The sequence below is a fragment of the Streptomyces sp. NPDC044033 genome, from assembly GCF_056434425.1.
In genome coordinates, this window is the sequence record NZ_JBWKFF010000025.1 from 98,289 (window position 1) to 120,413 (window position 22,125).

18 protein-coding genes, 1 pseudogene and 1 riboswitch are annotated in these 22,125 nt (G+C 70.5%); of the genes and pseudogenes, 7 read left to right on the plus strand and 12 right to left on the minus strand.

The features are described 5' to 3' along the window. Nucleotides 1-500 precede the first annotated feature (500 nt). Nucleotides 501-1,487 carry an NADP-dependent oxidoreductase gene (locus AC07AB_RS33710; protein WP_478575203.1) on the minus strand — a complete coding sequence of 329 codons (987 nt, stop codon included), beginning with the start codon at nucleotides 1,485-1,487 and terminating at the stop codon, nucleotides 501-503. A 48-nt stretch (nucleotides 1,488-1,535) separates the two neighbouring features. Between AC07AB_RS33710 and AC07AB_RS33715 the strand changes: the two genes are divergently transcribed. Continuing rightward, nucleotides 1,536-2,108, plus strand: coding sequence for a TetR/AcrR family transcriptional regulator (locus AC07AB_RS33715; RefSeq protein WP_478575206.1), 573 nt, complete (start codon nucleotides 1,536-1,538; stop codon nucleotides 2,106-2,108). 81 nt (nucleotides 2,109-2,189) lie between these two features. Here AC07AB_RS33715 and AC07AB_RS33720 read toward each other — a convergent pair whose 3' ends face one another. Genes AC07AB_RS33720 through AC07AB_RS33730 form a run of 3 tightly spaced genes read right to left on the minus strand, consistent with a single transcriptional unit; the run spans nucleotide 2,190 to nucleotide 6,045 of the window. Further along, a complete protein-coding gene (locus AC07AB_RS33720) occupies nucleotides 2,190-4,163 on the minus strand; it encodes a fumarylacetoacetate hydrolase family protein (protein ID WP_478575208.1) in 1,974 nt (657 codons plus the stop codon). Then, nucleotides 4,160-4,939, minus strand: coding sequence for an SDR family NAD(P)-dependent oxidoreductase (locus AC07AB_RS33725; protein ID WP_478575211.1), 780 nt, complete (start codon nucleotides 4,937-4,939; stop codon nucleotides 4,160-4,162). Before AC07AB_RS33725 ends, AC07AB_RS33720 begins: the two co-directional genes overlap by 4 nt. Then, the gene (locus AC07AB_RS33730) at nucleotides 4,936-6,045 is read right to left on the minus strand and encodes an epoxide hydrolase family protein (RefSeq protein ID WP_478575213.1); all 1,110 of its coding nucleotides are present in this window, start codon (nucleotides 6,043-6,045) and stop codon (nucleotides 4,936-4,938) included. The genes AC07AB_RS33725 and AC07AB_RS33730 overlap by 4 nt, the downstream gene beginning before the upstream one ends. Nucleotides 6,046-6,139: 94 nt before the next feature. On the opposite strand from AC07AB_RS33730, the gene AC07AB_RS33735 reads away from it, so the two are divergent. Both AC07AB_RS33735 and AC07AB_RS33740 read left to right on the plus strand, forming a co-directional pair. After that, nucleotides 6,140-7,066: a LysR family transcriptional regulator gene (locus AC07AB_RS33735; RefSeq protein ID WP_402051501.1), complete on the plus strand. Its 927-nt coding sequence runs from the start codon at nucleotides 6,140-6,142 to the stop codon at nucleotides 7,064-7,066. Nucleotides 7,067-7,843: 777 nt separating this feature from the next. Continuing rightward, nucleotides 7,844-8,758, plus strand: coding sequence for an IS982 family transposase (locus AC07AB_RS33740; protein ID WP_478575216.1), 915 nt, complete (start codon nucleotides 7,844-7,846; stop codon nucleotides 8,756-8,758). A gap of 30 nt (nucleotides 8,759-8,788) precedes the next feature. Here the strand turns inward: AC07AB_RS33740 and AC07AB_RS33745 are convergent, their stop codons facing one another. Beyond that, nucleotides 8,789-9,544 (minus strand): DUF4158 domain-containing protein, encoded by a 756-nt coding sequence (locus AC07AB_RS33745; RefSeq protein ID WP_478575218.1) that lies wholly within the window; start codon nucleotides 9,542-9,544, stop codon nucleotides 8,789-8,791. Between the two features lie 67 nt (nucleotides 9,545-9,611). On the opposite strand from AC07AB_RS33745, the gene AC07AB_RS33750 reads away from it, so the two are divergent. Then, a complete protein-coding gene (locus AC07AB_RS33750; RefSeq protein ID WP_478575221.1) occupies nucleotides 9,612-10,433 on the plus strand; it encodes a PhzF family phenazine biosynthesis protein in 822 nt (273 codons plus the stop codon). A gap of 77 nt (nucleotides 10,434-10,510) precedes the next feature. Here AC07AB_RS33750 and AC07AB_RS33755 read toward each other — a convergent pair whose 3' ends face one another. Next, nucleotides 10,511-11,323 (minus strand): CPBP family intramembrane glutamic endopeptidase, encoded by an 813-nt coding sequence (locus tag AC07AB_RS33755; RefSeq protein WP_478575224.1) that lies wholly within the window; start codon nucleotides 11,321-11,323, stop codon nucleotides 10,511-10,513. Between the two features lie 303 nt (nucleotides 11,324-11,626). Next, nucleotides 11,627-13,135 carry a glutamate-cysteine ligase family protein gene (locus AC07AB_RS33760; protein WP_478575227.1) on the minus strand — a complete coding sequence of 503 codons (1,509 nt, stop codon included), beginning with the start codon at nucleotides 13,133-13,135 and terminating at the stop codon, nucleotides 11,627-11,629. 483 nt (nucleotides 13,136-13,618) lie between these two features. On the opposite strand from AC07AB_RS33760, the gene AC07AB_RS33765 reads away from it, so the two are divergent. Both AC07AB_RS33765 and AC07AB_RS33770 read left to right on the plus strand, forming a co-directional pair. Beyond that, a complete protein-coding gene (locus tag AC07AB_RS33765) occupies nucleotides 13,619-14,215 on the plus strand; it encodes a hypothetical protein (RefSeq protein WP_478575230.1) in 597 nt (198 codons plus the stop codon). Nucleotides 14,216-14,562: 347 nt separating this feature from the next. Beyond that, on the plus strand, nucleotides 14,563-14,769 hold the full coding sequence (locus AC07AB_RS33770) for a DUF5999 family protein (RefSeq protein WP_478575233.1): 207 nt from the start codon (nucleotides 14,563-14,565) through the stop codon (nucleotides 14,767-14,769). An 80-nt stretch (nucleotides 14,770-14,849) separates the two neighbouring features. On the opposite strand, the gene gcvP is transcribed toward AC07AB_RS33770, so the two are convergent. Further along, the gene (gene gcvP / locus AC07AB_RS33775; RefSeq protein WP_478575235.1) at nucleotides 14,850-17,744 is read right to left on the minus strand and encodes an aminomethyl-transferring glycine dehydrogenase; all 2,895 of its coding nucleotides are present in this window, start codon (nucleotides 17,742-17,744) and stop codon (nucleotides 14,850-14,852) included. A 189-nt stretch (nucleotides 17,745-17,933) separates the two neighbouring features. Then, a riboswitch (glycine riboswitch) is annotated at nucleotides 17,934-18,031 on the minus strand. A gap of 125 nt (nucleotides 18,032-18,156) precedes the next feature. On the opposite strand from gcvP, the gene AC07AB_RS33780 reads away from it, so the two are divergent. After that, nucleotides 18,157-18,573 (plus strand): PRC-barrel domain-containing protein, encoded by a 417-nt coding sequence (locus AC07AB_RS33780; RefSeq protein WP_478575238.1) that lies wholly within the window; start codon nucleotides 18,157-18,159, stop codon nucleotides 18,571-18,573. Here the strand turns inward: AC07AB_RS33780 and AC07AB_RS33785 are convergent. The 4 genes and pseudogenes from AC07AB_RS33785 to ftsR form a co-directional block, all read right to left on the minus strand. Continuing rightward, nucleotides 18,483-19,970, minus strand: a pseudogene (locus tag AC07AB_RS33785) (DNA polymerase IV); the annotation flags it as partial. The gene AC07AB_RS33780 and the pseudogene AC07AB_RS33785 overlap by 91 nt on opposite strands. Nucleotides 19,971-20,075: 105 nt before the next feature. Then, entirely contained in the window at nucleotides 20,076-20,684 is a 609-nt protein-coding gene (locus AC07AB_RS33790) for a MerR family transcriptional regulator (RefSeq protein WP_478575241.1), read from the minus strand. 168 nt (nucleotides 20,685-20,852) lie between these two features. Next, nucleotides 20,853-21,326: a bifunctional nuclease family protein gene (locus tag AC07AB_RS33795; RefSeq protein ID WP_030874883.1), complete on the minus strand. Its 474-nt coding sequence runs from the start codon at nucleotides 21,324-21,326 to the stop codon at nucleotides 20,853-20,855. A gap of 61 nt (nucleotides 21,327-21,387) precedes the next feature. Further along, nucleotides 21,388-22,122 (minus strand): transcriptional regulator FtsR, encoded by a 735-nt coding sequence (ftsR, locus tag AC07AB_RS33800; protein ID WP_478575244.1) that lies wholly within the window; start codon nucleotides 22,120-22,122, stop codon nucleotides 21,388-21,390. Between the last annotated feature and the right edge of the window lie 3 nt (nucleotides 22,123-22,125).

Below are 22,125 nucleotides of genomic sequence, written 5' to 3' on the forward strand. Positions count from 1 at the left end.
AGGACGGGGCGGATAGAGGTACGATCCGAGCGCGCGGCAACCGAAGTGCGCCCTCGTTCCCGAGCTCGGTCACCGGTTCGATCGTCATGCCCGTCCCGCCCTTCCGGTGCTGCCGCAGTAAATGCGTACACCTCGCCCCGGTGGCCGGAATCGCCCGCCGCAGGTCGCGATGATCACGGTTGGGGCTCCGCCGCAGTAAATCCGGCATTTACTGCGGCACCGCGCTGGCGAGCCGTCAGGCGCACCGAAAGTCCGATAAACGGAATCACTGCTACTTGCCCGTTCGTCGCGGTTACACGAGAACGGGGCCGTGATCCCCGTGAGTTCGCGGAAACTGAAGGTTCTTCAGCGAGAGCCCGAGGGTCCAGGGACGCCATACTCTGGGGTTGACCCGTGGGTTCGCGGCGAACACGCGGGAGCGGCTTCGAGGTCGGCCTGGAAAAGCGGCCTGACCCCGCTCCTTGGCGATGTGGTCTCGCTTTGTCAGGCCGGCAGGGCGATCACAGGACGAGCATGAGCTTGCCGCCGGGTCGGCGGGACTGGCTGAGCTCGGCCGCTTCCTGGATCTGGTCGAGCGTGTAGGTGCGGGCGACCGGTATGACCAAGATGCCTTCGCCGGCGAGTCGGGCGAACTCGTCCATCTGCTCATAGCTGATCTCGGTGGTGGTCCGGACGCCCAGCTCGGCCGCGGCGGCGAAGTCCGAGACGGTGAGGACACGGTCGGGATCCCCGGTCAGCTCGATCAGCGTCGGCAGTGAACCGCCGGCCGGGCTGGGCTGGTCGGCGCGGTCGATCCGGCCGCCGGTCGGCGCCGCGTCGAGGGCACGATCGATGTGGACTCCGGATAGTGCCCTGACGCGTTCGGCCATGCCCTCGCCGTAGGCAGCCACCTGGGCGCCGATCTCTTCCAGAGCTGCTGCCCGGGTCTGCCCGGCGGTGGCTATCACCCGAATACCCCGGTGCAGCGCGAAGCGCACCGCCGCCTCACCCACGGTGGTGCCCGCGCCGTGGACGAGCAGCAGCTCACCCGGCTGGACGCCGAGGTCGTCGAGCGCGCGCCACGCCGTCTCGGCCGCCATCGGCAGCGCGGCGGCCTGCTCAACGGTTACGTCGTCGGGGATACGTGCCCAGGCCGGCATCAGCGCGTACTCGGCAGCACCGGCCGTCGGACCGTCGAAGGTGGCCGGGCCGAACACGCGGTCGCCGGTCCGGACGCCGGTGACGCCCTCGCCGAGTGCGTCGACGGTGCCCGCGATCTCGAGGCCGAGTCCGCGCGGCAGCGGCGGCAGATGGTCGGCGAGGAGACCGTCGACGACGTGCCAGTCGGCCGGTGTCAGGCCGCACGCCCGCACGGCGATCCGGATTTGACCGGGTCCCGGCTCCGGCTGTGGGACGTCGCGGAGCACGATCACGTCCGGGGACCCGAACCGGTCGAACTGAAGAGCCTTCATGACGATCTCCCAAGTGATGACAGCATCTGTTGTCATCGACAATATCATCGTGACAACAGATGCTGTTGTCGTATCCTGGCGGGTATGCCGAGATGGGAATCCGACGCACAAGGCCGGCTCGAGCGCGCGGCGCTCGAACTCTTCGAGACACAGGGGTACGAGCGCACCTCGGTCGCGCAGATCGCGGGCGCAGCCGGTCTGAAGGAGCGCTCCTTCTACCGTTACTTCCCCGACAAGCGGGAAGTCCTCTTCGCCGGTAACGAACTCGAGGCCCACCTCGTCGCCCAGGTCGAGTCGGCCGACCCGGGCCTCACGCCGATCGAGGCGCTGCTGACCGCGCTGGGAACCGCCGAGGAGATCTTCCGCCCGCGCGAGTTCCTGCTGCGCCGGGGAAGAGTGATCGCCGCCAACCCGGCACTGGCTGAGCGCGATCTGATCAAGCTCGCCGACATCGCCGACGCGCTGGCGCCGGCGCTTGAGCGCCGCGGCGTCGAGCCCGGAAAGGCACGCTTCATCATCGACGTGGTGCTGGCGATCCACCGGCGCGTCATGCCTCGCTGGCTAGCCGAGCCGGACACCACCCTCGCTCAGCTCATGGCCCAGGCCGCCGCCGAGCTGCGTGAGGCGGTCGCGCTGCCGGCTCCGACGGCCCGCTGAGTCGGCCCCCGACTCCGAAGCTGTCCACAGCGGACACGACGGTGTCCCGTCCCGGGTCGGCTGACATGGCCCCTTTTGGGCTCACCTCGGCGATACCCCGGCTTCGATCTCGGCCTGGAGAAGCTGCCGGGCGGAGTCCGCGTAGCGGATGGCGGTCTTCTCATCGATGCCGAAGACGAGCGCGAGGCGGAGTGGGTCGGCGCCGTGGGTCAGGGCCTCTTCGAGCTGTCGGTCGACGCGGAGCCGTTCGAGGGTGGCGGTGAGGTTGCGGGTGGCTCGGGTGGTCCAGAGCTTGCCGGCCGGGCCGAGTTCGACGGCGGTCTTCTGGGTGATCAGCAGGTGAGGGTTGGCCGTGTTCGGCCAGCGGCTGCGGCGGTGGCCAAGCCAGTCCAGGACCGCTCGGTGGGTGAGGTCGTCGAGCGGGCGGACGTGGCCGCCGATGGTGATGCGCCGGTTGCCCACGTCGACGTCGTCCAGCTGCATGGTGCGGATCGCCTTCGGCCGTGCTGCGTGAACGGCGGCCAAGGCGATGATGAGCCGGATGTCTGGGGTAGTGGCGGTGGCGATGGCCTCGTCGATATCCGTCTGTTCGAGGGCCTGGAGGACGCCGCCGCTCTGTCGGGGGACACGAATGCGGATCGTCGGGTTGCGGAAGACCTGGCCGTTCTTCTTCGCGTGCCGGAACAGTGACCGCAGTGCGACGATCCGGCTTTCGCGCTGTTTGCCGGTGCCAGCGTCCCGGGCCGCGATGATGTCCTGCCGGGTGACCTCTCGCAGGTGGTCGTAGCGGCTGGACCACTCCAGCAGCACCGGCTGGATCTCACCAAGGTAGGCCCATGTCGTATGCCGGGAACGGGGCTCGGACCGCGGGCCACCGCCGAGGAGAGTGCGAACCCAGGCTTCGACGGCGCGATGGATACCCGGGGGCATTCCGTCGAGCTTTCGTTCCAGCCACCGGTCGACGGCGGGAGTACGGTCGTCGACGAACAGGCCGAGACGGTCGAGGACTTCCGCGATCCGCACGACGGGAAGTCCACGGACTCGTAGGGCGGAGAAGAGCTCGGAGTATCGGATCAACTCGCCTTCGCGGAAGCCGGACAGCACGATGACCAGGGCTCGGTTCACGTCGCTGGTGATCCAGCGGCTCCAGCCGCGGGCTTCTCCCAGCGCCCGAGCGGCTTGCCGGGCCCGGATCAGCCAGGGATTGGCCAGGTCGGCGTGGAGTTCCCGGTCGAATCGGTGGAAGTCCCGGGCGACGGTGAACAGCGTCAGCTGCACCGAGGCCGTGGTCACGCGACGCGGTTCGGGAAGTGGCTGCGGCTTCGGCAGGCGTCGTCCTGCCTTACCGACTCGCGGCCCGCCGCTATTGGGCCGTTGGAGGTTCGCGAAGAACAGTTGTTGGCAGGTCACCTGCCGCAGGTACGGCTCGATCACCGAAGCTTTGCCGCTGGCCTTGACCGCCCAAGTCGCCTGAGCCCGGCAGAGACGGCAGTAGCCGTGCTTGTCATCGACCGGGACCTGCCGCCGACAGCCGGCGCACTCGCAGACAGCATGTAGCTGGCCGTAGGTGTAACAGCCGCGGCAGAACCGGCCGGGCAACTGCCCATTCTCCGCGGTGGCGGCGTCAAGGTTCGAGCAGTCCCCGGCGATCACCGCGGCGACCTCGACCTCGTAGTCCCACAACTGAGCGCCCGGGGCGATGGGGACCTCGTCGTGCGGTCCCTTGATCGCCGCCGGGTTGGAGAAGTAGAAGAGCGGATACTCGTACCAGACCGGGCTGACCCTGCCGTCGCCAACGGCTGCCGTACCCGCGTTACTGATGTGACGTTCGAACGCGGCGAAGTCCCGGACCGCCGGGGGCACCGGTATCGGCGGCAGCAGGTCGGCCGCAGCCAACTCGACGATCTCAGACGGTTCTCCGGTTGCGGCGGCCTCCAGCCCGCCTTCGGCGCGCAGCAGCTTCAACAGGCCCGAGCCCACGGCGTGGGTCCTGTTGTCGTGCACCACGCCGCAGCGCGTGGAGCCGTCGGTGGAGCGGTAGCTGACCCACTTCATCGGGCAAGCACCTCCCGGGTGTAGTCGTAGAGCCGCCGCGCGTCGGCGAGGGAGGATGCCTGAGGGTCCAGGGGGACGGCGCTTCCCTCGCTCACGGCGACGGGGTGGTCCGGGGCGCCGGAATCCAGGAACGGCAGGATCTCCTTGACAGCGGTCTCCACGGATCTACCGGTCGCGCGAAGACGATCGATCTGCGCGGCCTCGGCCTCGTCGTAGTCGCCGGCGAAGCTCGTGGCGACGGTGCCGGGGAAGGTGTTCACGTACCGGATGGCGGGGTGACGGCCGACGAAGTCGACCGCGAGCGCAGCGTTGAGGATCCCGGCCTGGATCATCGCGGTGAGGCCGTGATACCGCGTCCGCTGCTGAAGGTCGTCCCAGCGTGGGGGCCCGAAACGCCCTGCGCCGCCGAAGTTGAGCACGACCGGATCCGCGGCGCGGCCGAGTAAGCCGGCCAGGCCGTGGCTGAGCAGGAAACGGCTGAGGTAGGTCAGCGCGAAGTTGGACTCCAGGCCGTCGGCGGTCTCCCTACGCCTGGAGCGCTGGAACCGGGCACCCAGGACGAGGACGTCGATCGTGTCGAGCTCGGCGGAGAGCCGGTTGATCAGCCGCCTGTTCTCGTCGATGAGCTCCAGGTCGGCCCGGATGAACCAGGCGCCGGGCTCGGCCTTGGCCTTGTCCGTCCCGACGACCACGACCTGATCCCCACGCTCAAGGTAGATACGGGCGAGGCCGCGCCCGATGCCGTCCGTGCCCCCGGTGATCACGACCGTCTTCATGCGGCCACCGTCCGCGCGAACTTGACGATCTCCTCGACGAACAGCTCAGGCTGCTCAAGGGCGGCGAAGTGGCCACCCGCGGGGATGTCGTCGTTGAAGTAGCGCAGGTCGTGATAGGCGCGCTCGGCCCAGATGCGCGGGGTACGCGTCAGTTCGTCCGGGAAGACGCTGACCCCGACGGGAAGGTCCAGCTCGGTCAGAGCGAGCGGCTGCCGGGCGTACTCCCAGTACAGGCGGGCGGAGGAAGCAGCGGTGCCGGTGAACCAGTACAGGGAGATGTGGTCGAGGATCTCGTCGGGGGTGAGGGCGTCGGGCCGGGCCCAGTCGAGGAACTTCTCGTAGATCCAGGCGGCCTGCCCGGCCGGGGAGTCGGTCAGGGCGTAGCCGATGGTCTGCGGCCGGGTGCGCTGCACGACGTGGTATCCGGAATGGACGGCGAAGAAGCGGCTGCCCTGTTCGAGTGCGGCCTTCTCCTCAGGGGTCGGGGCGTCGCCGACCGGTGGTGCGGCGAGGAACTCAGGGAAGTTGACGTGGATCGCACGCAGGCCCGTCAGGCGCTGCGCCCCCATGCGGGTCGCGACGACACCGCCCCAGTCGCCGCCCTGGGCCAGGTAGGAGTCATAACCGAGGCGCCGCATGAGCACGCCGTACGCGCGGGCGATCCGGTCCGGGCCCCAGCCTGTCGAGGCGGGTTGGTCGGAGAAGCCGTAGCCGGGCATCGAGGGGACGACGAGGTGGAAGCCGTGCTCGGTGAGCGGGCCGACGGTCTTGAGGAACTCCAGGAACGAGCCCGGCCATCCGTGCAGCAGCAACAGGGGGGTGGCGTCGGGGCGGGGTGAGCGTACGTGCATGAAGTGGAGGCCGAGACCGTCGATGGTCGTGCGGAACTGGTCCAGCTCGTTGAGCCGCCGCTCCAGATCGCGCCAGTCGTACCCGGTGGCCCAGTACTCCAGCAGCCCCTCAAGGCGCTCCCGCTGCACCCCCTGGCTGCTGTCCGGCGCTGTCTCCCGGCCAGCAAGGCGTACCCGGTGGAGCCGGACCTTCAGATCCTCCAGGGCACTGTCCGGAATGTCGATACGAAACGGTGTCACGCTGTCCGATGTCATGGTCACCACGGTGCGGCCGCGACGAGCGCGCAGTCCAATGATTGTTCCGACACATGTAATACACGCTGCGTATAAGGCCAGCTAGAGTGGGATGGTGTCCGAACGCTTCCCCGCACCCGTGGACCTCGACCTCCGGCTGGTGCAGTGCTTCACGGTGGTCGCCGAGTACCAGCACTTCGGCCGTGCCGCCGAAGCGCTGCACACCACCCAGCCGTCGCTGAGCCGGCAGATCCGCCGCCTCGAACAGCAAGTGGGCGTCCGCCTGCTCGACCGCACCACGCGCGGCACCCGGCTCAGCGAGGCCGGTGAGGTTTTCCTGCCCCGGGCCCAGGGGGTGCTGCGCGCCGCGGTCGAAGCGATGGCCCACACCCGGGCCGCGGCCCGGCCCAGCAGCATCACCATCGGCTACACCAAGGGGCTGGTCATCACTCCGGCCGTGCGAGCCCTGCTCGACCGCAATCCCGATGCCGAGGTCCACACCCGCCTGCTCGCCTGGAACGACTCGCGCGGCGCGCTGCTGGAGCACCGCGTCGACGCGGTGGTGACGCGCCTGCCGTTCCCCACCGACCAGCTGCGCGTCACCGTCCTCTACGACGAACCGCGCGTACTGGTCGTGCCCCGGGACCACCGTCTGGCCGGCAAGGAGTCGGTCACCCTCGGCGACATCGCCGACGAGCCGATCCCCCACGTACGCCAGTCCGACCCGTTGCTGAACGCCTACTGGCGGCTCGATCCCCGGCCCGACGGGCGGCCCGCGCCCGACGGCCCCCTGGTCGAAGCCCTTGAGGACAAACACGAACTCATCGCCGCCGGGCAGGCCGTGGCCATCGGGCCGCCCCTCGACCACGCGACCGGCCTGCATCCCAGCCTCACCACCGTCCCGTTGCATGGGGTCGAACCGAGCCAGGTCGTACTCGCCACGCGCACCGGCGACCGCAGCCGTCTGGTCACCGCTTTCCGCAAGCATGCCGAAGCTCTGCTTACCGGAACCCACCGTGCGGGACCGATCCGCACGACATGATCAGCGACAGCTCCGCCCGCGTACGCAAGCGATCATGGCCCGTGCCTGGTCTGCCGCCACAGCGTCCCGACGAGATCGGGGATCTCCTCCGGGGACGTCCTGCGCACCGCTGAACTGGACGACGCCGAGCGGGCCGCGCTCGATCAGGGCATAGACAGTACGGCGCGGTCAGGGCCGCACCTCGCGCGTCAGCACCACACCCGGTGTGCACCGCGCTCACCGCGCCCGATGCCAGCCTTTCGACGGCGCCCCGGCCATCCTGATACAGCGCAAGACCCGCCGCGAGTACGACCGGTCGGCGGACATCTCGTGTACGCGCTTGGCCAGGATCTCCGCGTCCTGGGTGTCGGCCGCGAACTGGCCCGAGCCCGGATCCGTCCCGGCAGGAGATGGGCAGCACCGCGGCGGCGGGGCCCGGCCCGACGCCCTGGGAGACCTCGTTGAGGGCGTGCAGGGCACACGCGAGTGCAGGCCCCGCGGCCGGAGAGCCGTCCTGCGCGCAGGCGGCGCTGATTCAGCGTCCGTACTGCTCAGCGGGTACGGCGGGACTCCGTTGCTGTCTGATCGGCCGTGCTGGCCGGGTTCCGGGGATGACGGAAGGTAATCCCATCCAGGACGGGGCCGAGGGGGCTTCACCCGTACGTGCTGCACGTCCTGGACACTGCCTCAGTGACTCCAGATAACGAAGCCGAGCCGGGTCGGGCCGGACTTGTTCGCGACTAGATGGTTGATTCCAAGGGGTAGCTGCGTGGACGCGAGGGTGCCCAGTCTCGATGTGTGACGACCGAGATAGACACCCTCGCAACTGCACTGTACGTGCGGGTCGATGACCTTTTGAAGGCGTCGCCGCATCTGGCTCCGTGGCGGCCGCGAGTGGGTTTGGCACCCAAGCTCAGCGACGCCGAGCTGGTCACCCTCGCGGTGATGCAGGCCTTGTCGGGCTTCGTCTCCGAAGCCCGCTGGCTGCGCTATGCCCATGCCCACCTGCGGTATCTCTTCCCGTACCTGCCGCAGCAGCCGGGCTGGAACAAGCGTCTGCGGCGGGCCGGCGGACTGGTCAGGCTGGTCCTGCGCGAGCTGGCCACCGATACCGCCCTGTGGACTGACGATGTATGGATCGTGGACTCCACGCCCGTTGAGTGCGGACGCTCCCGCGAGACCGCGAAACGTTCCGACCTGGCCGGATGGGCCGAGTACGGCTACTGCTCCAGCCACTCACGGTTCTTCTGGGGCCTGCGCCTGCATCTGGTCTGCACCCTGCACGGCCTGCCCATCGCCTTTGCACTGACCGGCGCCAAAGCCGCGGAGCGCGAAGTACTGCTGGACATCTTCCACGTCGACCCCGGCCTGCTCGCCGACCGGAGCGGACCCACTCTGCTCGCCGACAAGAACTACTACGGCCGCGACTTCGAACGAGACCTCGCCCGGCTGGGAGTCCGTCTGCTGCGGCCGGCCCGCAAGGGCGAACCCCAGCAGGCCGGAGCCGAACTGTTCAAACCGCTGCGGCAACTGATCGAGTCGGTCAACCAGACCCTGAAAGCCCAGCTCGACCTCGAACGCCACGGTGGCCGCACGCCCGCCGGGGTCATGGTCCGAATTCTGCAACGACTCCTCGCTCTGACCGCCGCGATCTGGCACAACCACAAGACCGGACAACCACTCATCCGGTCACTGATCGCCTACGACCACTGACCTTGGAATCAACCATCTAGATCCCAGTCGCTACCCGCCGGCGTCCAGCACGCCACCACGTCCTCTGGCGACCACTCCCGGCGTATGAACGCTCCCAGCTCCGCCTTGGCCTTCTTGATCTTCGTCGCCACGCGCTTGCAGAACATCGTCGCCAGGTCGTCCCGCACCCTCATCCGCCGCCTTGTGCGTCAGGGCCGCGACCAGTGCGATGCGGTTGACGGGGACGAAGTCCCGCAGCTCCGAGGCGTCCGCCGCATCCGCCTCCCCGGCGAAGTCGGTGACCTTCCCCGCGGCGACTCCATCCATCCACACGTCGGTGTCGCCGAGCCCGTTCAGCCATTCCAGACGCTTGGTCAGGTTCTTGAAGTGCGACCAGGTCGGGCCCTTGGCGGGCTTCTTCAGCCGGTTGAACAGCGTCGTCCCGTCGCTGTCGCGCTCCTCCAGCAGCCGCATGAGCCCCGCCCGCTGAGCAGCACTCATGCGGTCGTGGATGCCCGTGCAGATCGAGGCGTTCACCTCGGTGCGGATTTTCGAGGCCATCTTGTCGAAGGTGGAGAACCCGGGCAGTTCCAGCCCGGCCTCCACCACCTTCTCCAGCGCGATGTTGATCAGATCCGCCGGGCGGTTCTTCGCCGCGGCCTCCATGCGGATCGACTGCTCGACGATCCCGCGGGCTCTGGCCTGGTCGTATGTCACGCCGGCCTGCTTGCGGACCAGTCCCCGGTGGTGCTTGGCGGTCCGCTCCGCCCAGTACACCGGCAGCGTGCCCTCCGGCAGCTCCACCACCCGCCCGGGCCACGTTCCCGGAATTGGCCATGGCCCGCGCTCTCACCGCGCGGCTACGGTCGCTGCCATGCGGATACGAATCGTCGACGCCTTCACCGACCGCGCCTTCGGCGGCAACCCGGCCGGGGTTCTCCTCTTCGACGCCGGCCCCTTCCCCGACGACGCCTGGCTCCAGCGCGTCGCCGCCGAGGTCAACCTCTCCGAGACGGCCTTCGCCCACCCGCTGCCCGCGGGGTCCGACGCCGACTGGGCGCTGCGCTGGTTCACCCCGGCCACCGAGGTAGACATGTGCGGCCACGCCACCCTGGCCACAGCGCATGTCCTGCACACCACGGGCGCCGCCACCGGCACCGTCCGCTTCACGGCCCGCTGCGGCACCCTCACCGCGACCGCACGGGACGACGGCGCCATCACCCTGGACTTTCCGACCTCACCCGTCACGCCGGTCGAGGCACCCACCGGCATGCCCGAGGCGCTCGGCGCCGAACCGCTCTCGGTCCATGATTCGGGGCCCGCCGTCGGCGATCTGCTGGTGGAACTGGCCGACGAGAAGACGGTACGGGCCCTGGCCCCGGACCTGGCGGTGCTCGCCCGGTGCTCCCGGCGCGGCGTCATCGCCACGGCCGCCGCCGAGGACCCCGCCCGCGGTTACGACTTCGTCTCCCGCTGCTTCTTCCCGAACGTGGGCATCGACGAGGACCCGGTGACCGGCAGCGCGCACACCGTGCTCGCCCCCTTCTGGTCCGCCCGCCTCGGCCGCGCCGAGCTGACCGGCTTTCAGGGAACCGCCCGCACCGGCCTCGTACGGACCGCGCTGCGCGGCGACCGTACGCTGCTGACCGGCACCGCCGTCACCGTCATCGACGGCGAACTCCTGGCCCGGCCCTGACGGCGGGCGGGGCGGGCCCATAGCAGCGGCGGCCCCTTGCCGTACGGCTCGGGCAGGCCGCCGCGGCGACCACGGCCTCACGCCGTCGGCAGCCACCCCACCTTCCCCGCCAGCAGCGCGTACCCCACGAAGGCCACGATGTCGATCAGCGCGTGCGCGGCGACCAGTGGCCCGACCCGTCCCCAGCGCCGGTAGAGCAGCACGAAGACGACGCCCATCGCCATATTGCCGAGCAGCCCGCCGACGCCCTGGTACAGGTGGTACGAGCCGCGCAGCACCGCGCTGGCCACGAGCGCGGCCATCGGCGTCCAGCCCGTCTGCCCCAGCCGGCGCAGCAGGTAGCCGACGACGATGACCTCTTCCAGCACGGCGTTCTGCACCGCGGAGGCGATCAGCACCGGGATCTTCCACCACACCTCCGGCAGCGACTCGGGGACGACCGTCAGGTTGAACCCGGCCGCCCGCACGCCGAGGTAGAAGAGGAGTCCGGTGCCGCCGATGGCGGCGGCGACCGCGACTCCCCACCGCAGGTCGAAACCCGGCCGCTTGCGGTCGAACCCGATCGCCCGCAGCCCCACGCCCTCGCGCAGCAGGAGATGCGCCACCAGGAATACGGGCACCAGCGCGGTGGCGATGCCGAAGAGCTGCCATGCGAGGTCCAGCCACGGGCGGCCCGGCGCGTGCGAGCCGACGAGCGTGGCCGCCTGGTTCTTCAACTCGCCGGGCCGGGTGATCGAGCCGACAAAGCTGACCAGCGCCGATACCGCGCTGGCGCCGAGTGACAGCGCCAGCACCAGTACCGTCTCGTTCCGCAGGACCCGTCGCGGCAGCCCTTGTTCGGGCAGGGAAACCTCCACGTCACGCGCCTCCTGCAGCACACCATGCTCCACTTCCGCAATACCGCTTCACTCGCGCACCATCTCACCAGGGCCTCGGATACGGGCTCGGGAACCACGCACGAGGGGCCGCTGCGAGCGTCGCGCGACCGCGCCCTGTCACCGCCCAGGCCCTGGGCCCCAGGACGTCATAGCTTGCCCGATGACGCGGAACCGGAAGCACACGGGGGCACGCCGCGCGCCGGAACGGCGTCGTCCAACGGCGCTGGCAGGCGATCCGCGACCGGGTCGCCGGCCCGCTGCCCCGGCCGCCCGTCAGCGGCCCCGCCCGTCAGGCACCTGCCGCTGCTGCTGCCCTCAGTCCGCGGTCCCGACCGGCCACGTGTGCACCGGCTCCCCCGTTCGCGCCAGCTCGCAGTAGCGGCGCGTGGTGGCCGCGAGGGCGGCGTCCCGTTCCAGCCCGGCCGCCATCGCCTCGTGGTATGTCGCTGCCTGCCAGGACGCTCCGTTGATCCGCCGTCGGCAGCGCTCCTCGATGATCCCCAGGTAGCGGTCGCGGTCGGCGGGTTCGACGCCCCAGGCGTCGAGGCCGGCCGCGGCCAGTGGCAGCAGTTCCTCGCGGACCAGTTGGACGGCCGGGACCTGTACGAGCCCCGAGCCGGCGCCCCGGCCCCGCCGCGGCCAGCGCAGCGCGGCGTCGATGCCGTGCCGGCAGGCCGCCTCGAAGTTGTCCGCCGCCACGGCGAACGGCAGCCGCGTCCACACCGGGCGCGGCGCCTCGGCGAGCGCCCGGATCAGCCCGTAGTAGAAGGCGGCGTTGGCGATGACGTCGATGACCGTGGGGCCGGCGGGCAGGACGCGGTTCTCGACGCGCAGATGGGGGACGCCGCCGGCGACGTCGTAGACCGGCCGGTTCCAGCGGTAGACGGTGCCGTTGTGCAGCACGAGTTCCTGGAGGGAGGGGACGCCGCCGGCGTCGAGCACCCGCATCGGGTCCTGGTCGCCGCAGATCGGCAGCAGGGGCGGGAAGTAGCGCACGTTCTCCTCGAAGAGGTCGAACGCGTCGGTGATCCAGCACTCCCCGAACCAGGTCCGCGGGCGTACGCCTTGGGCCTTCAGCTCCGGCGGGCGGGTGTCGGTGGACTGTACGAACAGGGGCGGGCGGGACTCCCGCCACAGCTCGCGCCCGAAGAGGAAGGGCGAGTTGGCGCCCACGACTATCTGGGCGGCGGCGATCGCCTGCGCGGCGTTCCAGACGGCGGCGAACCGGCCGGGGGTCACCTGGAGGTGCAACTGGACGGACGTACAGGCCGATTCGGGGGCGATGGACCGCGAGGTGCAGGTCAGCCGTTCGACGCCGTCGATGTCGATGGTGAAGTTCTCGCCGCGGGCGGCGACCATCTCGTCGTTGAGCCGCATGTAGCGGTCGACGTCGGAGAGGTTGCCGGGCACCAGGTCCTGGGCGGCGAGGGTGGGCAGAATGCCGATCATCACGATCCCGGCGCCGATTTCCTGGGCTCTTCGGTCGGCGTAGGACAGACCCGTGCCCAGCTCTTCCGCGAGCCGGTCGAGAACCCTGCCGCGCAGCCGGTGCGGCACAATGTTCACTTCAAGATTGAACTGACCGAGCTCGGTCTGGAAATCACGGCTCGCAATGCGCTCCAGCACCTCGGCATTCATCATTCTCGGGGCTCCGTCGGCGCCCGCGAGATTCAGCTCGATCTCCAGCCCCATGAGGTTCTTCGGGCGATCGAAGCACCCGTCTTCCAGCAGTCGCGACAACCCCTCCAGACACTGCCGGAGTTTCCCTCGGTAGCGCTGCCGGTCGGACAGGTCGAACCCGGCGGCCACGACCTTCTCCCCCATCGAAGCGTCCCTCCTCGACTGGGTCGACCACGACGTCAGCCGCTGGTGTCACGTTTGATGATGCCCAAGAATGTGATCGATAACGCTCTGCCGAAACGGGTTACCCGATATGATCTCAGTGAATCCCGCTCCGGCAATTTCAGTCGGCATAGTGACTTGTACCAGGACGTCGCACATTCTCGGCTATAAGCACCGGCACTATCCGGCCTACCCTACCGGAGGAAAAGCACGAGGTGGCGGGCGCGGACGGGTCGCAGAATACCCGAAATCGCCTGGCAGGCCGGTCCTGATTGCGCCTTGTCAGCAATGCCCGGGACGGCTAGGTGAAACACCATATGAACACCTGTCGTATAAACTTCGCGAACGAGGCAGAGAGTTGGCGCCCCGGCAGTCGGTTCCGGCCCCCCTCTGACCCCGCACGCTGACAGCGCCGTCCGCACCTGCCCAGCACCACCGTGTCTCCTGAGTGAGAGGCGATTCACCATGCCGCTGCATGTCCCCCCAGCCCCAGCGCCAGCCCTGCGCAGCGTTCTCGCGGCCCTCGGTTCCCCCACCGCCGTCCGCGCGACACGCACCCCGTCCCTCAAGGCCCTGCAAGGGCAGCTGACCCCGGAGTCCCCGCTTCCGGTGTATGTCCTGGACCAGATCACCGCGCTCGGCGGCCACCCCCGCACGCGGCTCACGGGATGGCGGTTCCTCATCCGGAGCGCCGAGTCCACCGCGGCAGCGGCGGCGGCAGCGGAGACGATGCTCACCCCGGACGGCTGGACGTTCTCGCACTTCTTCGAGGGTCCGTATGTCGCCTCGACCGAACGGGCCCTGCGCCAGGCCGAGTCGCTGACGACCCCCTACCAGCCCCGGCTGCTGTCCGTACCCGAGCTCTACATGCTCACGCTCTGGCTGCACGGCGACCCCGTCGCCGACGCGTCGAGCTGCCGGCCCGCCCCCGGCGACCTGCTGGTGCCGCTCGCCCCCGCGCCGCCCGGCATCGCCGCGCACCGTCCGCACCGCGTCGCCGACCTGCTGCCGGTGCTCACCCACCGGCTCACCCCGACGCCGCTGCTCGGCTCCCCCGCCTGACGGACCCGCGGCCGGCCCCGACCCATACGAGAGCGCCCCACGGCTTCCCGGCCGTGGGGCGCTCTGCTACGGTCACCGCTCTCACGTCCGTCACAGCGGGCCATCGCGCGGACTAGCTCACAATGACCACCCCGAACCACCCGAAGAGACCGCGCTGTTGGCGGCAACCGTCCTCATGGGTGACGCGTCTTTCTCTAGCAGAGGAGAGCTCCCGTGAAATCCCTGCGAAATCACGTCCGTAGGGCAACACTGGGACTGACCGATTGAGTTGACAACGGGGGGCGGCCTTGAAAACCGCATCGAGCAGCCGCAGCGAACTCACTACACCGCAGCGAAAGAACCCATCCATGTGCCAGCACCAGCCACCATGCCCGACAGCCGACTCCGCCGACCGTGAGGCCGCCCATCTTGTGGCGCACCACCCGGAACAGGGCTGGAGCCTGCTGTGCAACGGCGTCCTGCTCTTCGAGGACACCGGTGAGCTGCTGCCGGACGGGCAGATCATCGACCCGCACCGGCCACTCGGCACCGAACACGTGATGACCGCCGCCTGACGCGGCGCACACACAGCGCAGCAGGGGCCGGCCCGGCGACTCGCCGAACCGGCCCCGACCTATGAGGCGAGCGGGCCCCGTCAGTTGTCGTAGTCCTCCAGCGGCGGGCACGAGCAGACGAGGTTGCGGTCGCCGAAGGCGCCGTCGATGCGCCGGACCGGCGGCCAGTACTTGTCCGCGGCCGACACTCCGGCCGGGAACACCGCCTCCTCACGGCTGTACGGGCGCTCCCAGTCGCCGGCCAGCGCGGCCGCGGTGTGCGGGGCGTTGCGCAGCGGGTTGTCGTCCTTCGCCCACTCCCCCGAGCCGACCCGCTCGATCTCGGCCCGGATCGCGATCATCGTCTCGCAGAACCGGTCCAGCTCGGCGAGGTCCTCGCTCTCCGTCGGCTCGATCATCAGCGTCCCGGCCACCGGGAACGACATCGTCGGCGCGTGGAAGCCGTAGTCGATGAGGCGCTTGGCGACGTCGTCGACGCTGACGCCGGTCGCCTTGGTCAGCGGCCGCAGGTCCACGATGCACTCGTGCGCGACGAGCCCGTTCGGACCGGTGTAGAGCACCGGGTAGTGCGGCTCCAGGCGCTTGGCGATGTAGTTGGCACCGAGCACGGCGACCTGGGTGGCGTGTGTGAGCCCCTCGCCGCCCATCAGCCGGACGTACGCCCAGGAGATGGGCAGGATGCCCGCGGAGCCCCACGGAGCGGCGGAGACCGGGCCGACGCCGGTCTCCGGGCCCGCGGTCGGCTGGAGCGGGTGGTTGGGCAGGTACGGGGCGAGGTGCGCGCGCACGCCGACCGGGCCGACGCCGGGGCCGCCGCCGCCGTGCGGGATGCAGAACGTCTTGTGCAGGTTCAGGTGCGAGACGTCGCCGCCGAACCGGCCCGGCTGGGCCACCCCGACGAGGGCGTTGAGGTTGGCGCCGTCCACGTAGACCTGACCGCCCGCGTCGTGCACGGCCGCGCAGATCTCGCTGATGTGCTCCTCGAAGACGCCGTGCGTGGAGGGGTAGGTGACCATCAGCACGGCCAGCTCGTCGCCGTGCTGCTCGATCTTGGCGCGCAGGTCGTCGGCGTCCACCTCGCCGTCGTCGCCGGTCTTGACGACGACGACCTTCATGCCGGCCATGACCGCGCTGGCGGCGTTGGTGCCGTGCGCGGAGGAGGGGATGAGGCAGACGGTGCGCTGGGTGTCCCCGTTGGCCCGGTGGTACGCCCGTACGGCCAGCAGCCCGGCCAGCTCGCCCTGCGAGCCCGCGTTCGGCTGGAGCGACACCTTGTCGTAGCCGGTCACCTCCGCGAGGCGCTCCTCCAGCTCGGTGATGAGCGTGGTGTAGCCCTGGGCCTGGTCGACGGGGGCGAAGGGGTGCAGCGCGGCGAACTCGGGCCAGGTCACCGCCTCCATCTCGGCGGTGGCGTTGAGCTTCATGGTGCAGGAGCCGAGCGGGATCATGCCGCGGTCCAGCGCGTAGTCCCGGTCGGAGAGCTTGCGCAGGTAGCGCAGCATCGCGGTCTCGGAGCGGTACCGGCGGAAGACCGGGTGGGCGAGGTATTCGTCCGTGCGCAGCAGCTCCGCGGGGAGCGCGTCGGCGGCGGACGCGTCCAGGGCCTCGATCGCCGCGATGTCCGCGTCGACGCCGAAGGCGGCCCACACGGCGGCCAGCTGGGCGCGGCCGGTGGTCTCGTCGCAGGCGAGCGAGAGGCTGTCGGCGTCGACGAGGCGCAGGTTGACGCCGCGCTCGCGGGCGGCGGCGGCCACGTCGGCGGCCCGGCCGGGCACGCGCGTGGTGAGGGTGTCGAAGTAGGCGCCGTGCACGACCTCGACGCCGCCGGCCCGCAGCCCCTCGGCGAGCACGGTGGCGTAGCGGTGCGTACGGCGGGCGATGGCGGCCAGGCCGTCCGGGCCGTGGTAGACGGCGTACATGCCGGCCATGACCGCGAGCAGCACCTGGGCCGTGCAGATGTTGCTGGTGGCCTTCTCGCGGCGGATGTGCTGTTCACGCGTCTGGAGGGCCAGGCGGTACGCCTTGTTGCCGTCCGCGTCCACGGAGACGCCGACGAGGCGGCCGGGCAGGCTGCGCGCGAACTTCTCCCGTACGGCCATGAATCCGGCGTGCGGGCCGCCGAAGCCCATCGGCACTCCGAACCGCTGGGTGGTGCCGACCGCGATGTCCGCGCCGAGCTCGCCGGGCGAGGTGAGCAGGGTGAGGGCCAGCAGGTCGGCGGCGACCGTCACGATCGCGCCGAGTTCGTGCGCCCGCTCGATGACCGGGCGCGGGTCGCGCACGGCGCCGGACGCGCCCGGGTACTGCACCAGCACGCCGAACACGCCGCGCTCGGCGATCTCCTGCGGGATGCCCTCGGAGAGGTCGGCGACGACGACCTCGACCCCGGTGGGCTCGGCCCGGGTGCGTATGACGGCGATGGTCTGCGGCAGCGCGTCGGCGTCGACGAGGAAGACGCCGTCCTTGACCTTGCCGACGCGGCGGGCCAGTGACATGGCCTCGGCGGCCGCGGTGCCCTCGTCGAGCAGCGAGGCGCCGGAGGTGGGCAGCCCCGTCAGGTCGGCGACGACGGTCTGGAAGTTGAGCAGCGCCTCCAGCCGGCCCTGCGAGATCTCCGGCTGGTAGGGGGTGTACGCCGTGTACCAGGCGGGGTTCTCCATGACGTTGCGCAGGATGACGGGCGGCGTGAACGTGCCGTAGTAGCCGAGCCCGATCATCGGGGACAACACCTGGTTGCGGTCGGCGAGCGTGCGCAGCTCGGCGAGGACGTCGGCCTCGCTGCGGGCCTCGGGGAGCCGGAGCGCCTCGGCGCTCTTGATCACATCGGGTACGGCGGCCGCGGTGAGCTCGTCGAGCGAGCCGAATCCGACCTGGGCGAGCATCTTGGCCTGGGCGGCACTGTCCGGCCCGATATGGCGGTGCTCGAACGGCGTTCCACGTTCAAGATCGGAAAGGGGGATGCGGTTGTCGTTCATCTGCGGGGGCCTCCTGGTCGTCGCGACCTGCGAGGGGCACCGTGGCGCGGGTACCCGGACGGCCTCCCCCTCTGTCATCTCAACCTGAGAGCTTCACCGGGCCGCCCGGGGCGAACCGGCTTTCACCGTCGGTGAGGAGGGGCTTCGGCGCTGTACCGGTGCGTGGCCCGCCCTGCTTTCCAGAGTGACCTCGTCCGTGCGGTACGTGTGCCTGAGAGATTCCGGGGAGGATTTGCTCCTTCGGCGCCTCCGACGAAGCCTTCGGAGGACTCTCCCGCATGGGGTCTGCAGCCACTCGCCAGCCTACCAGCGCGATCTGCGGCCGATCCCTCAAGTGGCCAGCTGGCGAAATGTGGCTTTTCGTAGGTCTCGGGCAGTAGTTGTGATCTCCCGGGACCCATTGGAGGACCTCTTGCAGACCGACATCGATCCGCGCGGGCTCATCGGCCGCAAGGCGTTCGACCGCAACGGCACGAAGATCGGGACGGTGGACGAGGTGTACCTCGACGACGCGACCGGGAAGCCCGAGTGGGCCGCCGTGCGCACCGGCCTGTTCAGCCGGGACGCGTTCGTGCCGCTGGAGCCGAGCGACCTCGTCGCGGACGCCCTGCGCGTCCCGTACGACCGGGCTCTGATCAAGGACGCGCCGGACTTCGGCGTCGGCCGCCACCTCTCCCCGGAGCAGGAGCTCCAGCTGTACCACCACTACGGGCTGGACGCCTCCGCGCCGGGCAGGGCTCCCGCGCCCGTGGCGGACTCCCCGGCCCCGGCGGGCCGGGACGCCTCCTCGGGCCGGGAATTCGGCCGGATTTCGGGCCCTGACGGCTGACCGCCGGCGGACCGCACCAGCGAGATCGGCTCCCCCGGTTCGAGCGCGGGGTCGTCGACGGGGAAGGTCCGCACCCGGCCCGGCGGGGACCAGGGCGTCTCGAACCGCACGGTGACCCGGCCGACGCCGCTGCCCTGCACCCAGCCGTCCCCGAACTCCGTGTGGCGTACATCCAGCCCGGGGAGCCAGCGGCGCGGCCGGGGCTCCTCCCGCTCCTCCCCGCCCTTGGCGGCCTCCGGCGCCCCGGCCCCGGCCCGTTGCGCCGCTCCGGCCTCCTCAGCGGCCCGCGCCGCCTGCTCCTGCTCCGAGCGCGCGGTGGCGGCCTGGGCGAACAGGTCCTCCTGGGTGTAGTCGGCGAGCCCCGTGACGCCCACCCCCAGCAGCCGCACGCCCGCCGTGGTGTCCACCCCCTCGATCAGCCGCGCGGCCGCCTCCCGGACGACCCCAGGGTCGTCGGTGGGCCCGCGCAGCGTCTCCGAGCGGGTCAGCGTCGAGAAGTCGTAGCGCCGCACCTTGATCACCACGGTCCGGCCGGACCGCCCGGCGGCTCTGAGCCGCTGTACGCACCGGTCGGCGAGGCGCGTGATCTCCAGCTGCACACGGGTCCGGTCGGTCACGTCCTCCTCGAAGGTGTCCTCCACCGACACGGACTTCGCGTCCCGCTCGGCGACGACCGGGCGGTCGTCATGGCCGGTGGCCAGCGCGTACAGCCCCGCGCCGTGCGCCTTGCCCAGCAGCCGCACCAGCTCCGCCTCGCCGGCCTCGGCGGTCTCGGCGACCGTGCCGATCCCCGCCCGGCGCAGTGTCTCGGCCGTCGCGGGCCCGACCCCCGGGATCGTCCGCACCGGCATGGGCCCCAGCAGCTCCAGCTCCGTGCCCGGCGCTATCAGGACGAGCCCGTCCGGCTTGGCCGCCTCGGAGGCGATCTTGGCGAGCATCTTGGATCCGGCCAGCCCCACCGACCCGCTGAGCCCCGTGGCCGCCTGGATGTCGCGCCGCAGCCGCTCGCCCACGGCCCGTATGTCCGCCGACGTGGCCGCGGCGGTGATCGCGCCGCCCGCCTCCAGGTCCACGAACGCCTCGTCGAGGCTGAGCGGCTCGACGAGCGGCGACAGCTCGGCGAGCAGCTCCATGACCCGTTCACTCACTTGGCGGTACAGCGTGAACCGGGGGGTCAGATAGGCGGCGTTGGGGCACAGCCGGCGAGCCTGGGCCGTCGCCATCGCCGAGTGCACCCCGAAGACCCGCGCCTCGTACGAAGCCGTGGACACCACCCCGCGCGGCCCGATGCCGCCGACCACGACCGGTTTCCCGCGCAGGCTGGGTTTGGCCGCCTGCTCCGCCGCGGCGAAGAAGGCGTCCATGTCCAGATGCAGGATCGTCGGCGAACCTCTCACACCAACAGATGCTGCCTCACACCACTGACAACGGCCCCGCGGCGCGGCTCGGAAGCGGCGGAACCCGTGTCACGTCCGGGCGCTCGCCACCCGGCAGGCGGGCTCTCAGCCCGCGCGGTTGCGGCGGCGCGCCAGCTCGTCGGCGGGGTTGTGACCGGCGAGGGTCTCCCCGGTGTCCACGCGCTCGCCGTGCAGCTGCGCGAGGGCGCCTTCCACATCCCGCCAGACCACGCCCACGGCGATCCCGAAGACCCCCTGCCCGCCCTGGAACAGGTCGACGACCTCGTCGGGCGACGTGCACTCGTACACCGTCGCCCCGTCGCTCATGAGCGTCATCTGGCCGAGGTCGCCGATGCCGCGCGAGCGCAGGTGCTGCACGGCGGCCCGGATGTTCTGCAGCGACACGCCCGTGTCCAGCAGCCGCTTGACGATCTTCAGCACGACGACGTCGCGGAAGCTGTAGAGCCGCTGGCCGCCCGGGCCGTGGGCGGACCGCACGGTCGGCTCCACGAGCCCCGTGCGCGCCCAGTAGTCCAGCTGCCGGTAGGTGATGCCCGCCGCCGCGCACGCGGTCGGCCCGCGGTACCCGATGGTCTCCGGCACCGGCTCGGGCGACACCGAGACCGCCCCCGGGTGTCCGGGCAACGGTTCGGCCGTTCCCCCATGAAGCGGATACGGACCGCCTGCCGCCGTGCCGTCGCCGGTGCTTCTCACGCCGACCCTCCGTCCTTGACCTGCCGTCTCGACGGTAGGCAGTCACCCGGGGTGCGTCAACGATCGCCACACTCGCCACGCCGAGTGATAATCACCCTAAGAGTGGTTTCGCGTATCCGCCCGCGGGGAAAGGCTAGCCGAATGCCCTGCGGCAGCCCGGTCGGCGCCTCACTGGCTGTTCGTGCCGAAGTCCTCCGGCGAGATCTGATCGAGGAACTCGCGGAACTTCTCCACCTCATCCTCCTGCTCGTCCGGGATCGCGATGCCGGCGTCGTCCAGCACACCGTCACTGCCGTAGATCGGCGTCCCGGTGCGCAGCGCCAGCGCTATGGCGTCGGAGGGCCTGGCACTGACCTCCACCCCGCTCGCGAAGACCAGCTCGGCGTAGAACACGCCTTCGCGCAGGTCCGTGATGCGGACCTCCGTCAGCTGCTGGCCGACCGCCTCCAGCACGTCCTTGAAAAGGTCGTGGGTCAGCGGTCTGGCAGGCGCCATGCCCTGCTGGGCGAAGGCAATGGCCGTCGCCTCCCCCGGGCCGATCCAAATGGGGAGGTAGCGGTCGCCTCCCACTTCCCGCAGGAGCACGATCGGCTGGTTGGAGGGCATTTCCACCCGGACACCCACGACATCGAGCTCGTTCACACAGCAACCCTAGGACGTGCCCGGCGGGTTTGGGTAGTCGGGCACCCGCCGGTCGGTGTGGTCACGCCCGCAGCGCGGCCGCTACGAGCGCCGCGTGCAGCCGTACGGACAGTGCGGCCAGCTCCCGCGCGGTGGCCTCCGCATGGGCTCTGGTCTGCGGATTGCGGTGTCTGCGCAGCGGCGCGACCACCTGTTCGACCAGGTCCGCCTCGCGAACGGCCGCGGCCTTCATGACGCGCAAATGCCTCGGCTCCAGCCCGAACCGGCCCAGGTCCGCGACGAGCTTCGCCACCGCCACGGCCTCGACGTCGTAGCCGCCGCCGGAATTCGGCTCGATCAGACCGTAGGACTGCCACTCGTCCAGCTCACGCTCGGTGACCCCGGTGGCCCCGAGCAGCTCCTCACGGCCCACCTGGACGGCCGTGGGGCCCTCCGCGTCCAGCTCCGCGGCGCCGTCCAGCAGATCCCTCGGCTGTCCGGGCGCGGGCAGCGGCAGCTGCTCCCCCCGGGCCAGCGCGTCGAGGTACTCGCGGATGACCCGCAGCGGCAGGTAGTGGTCGCGCTGCAGGCGCAGCACGCACCCGAGCCGCTCGACGTCCTCCTGGCTGAACTTGCGGTACCCGGACGGCGTGCGCTGCGGCTCGACGAGGCCCTCCGCCTCCAAGAACCGGATCTTGGAGACGGTGACCTCGGGAAATTCGTCGCGCAGCAGGGTGAGCACCATGCCGATGCTCACCAACTGGCCGTCCGCGGTGGCGGTGCCGCCCTCGGCACTCCCCGCCGGTGTCTGACGCATAGC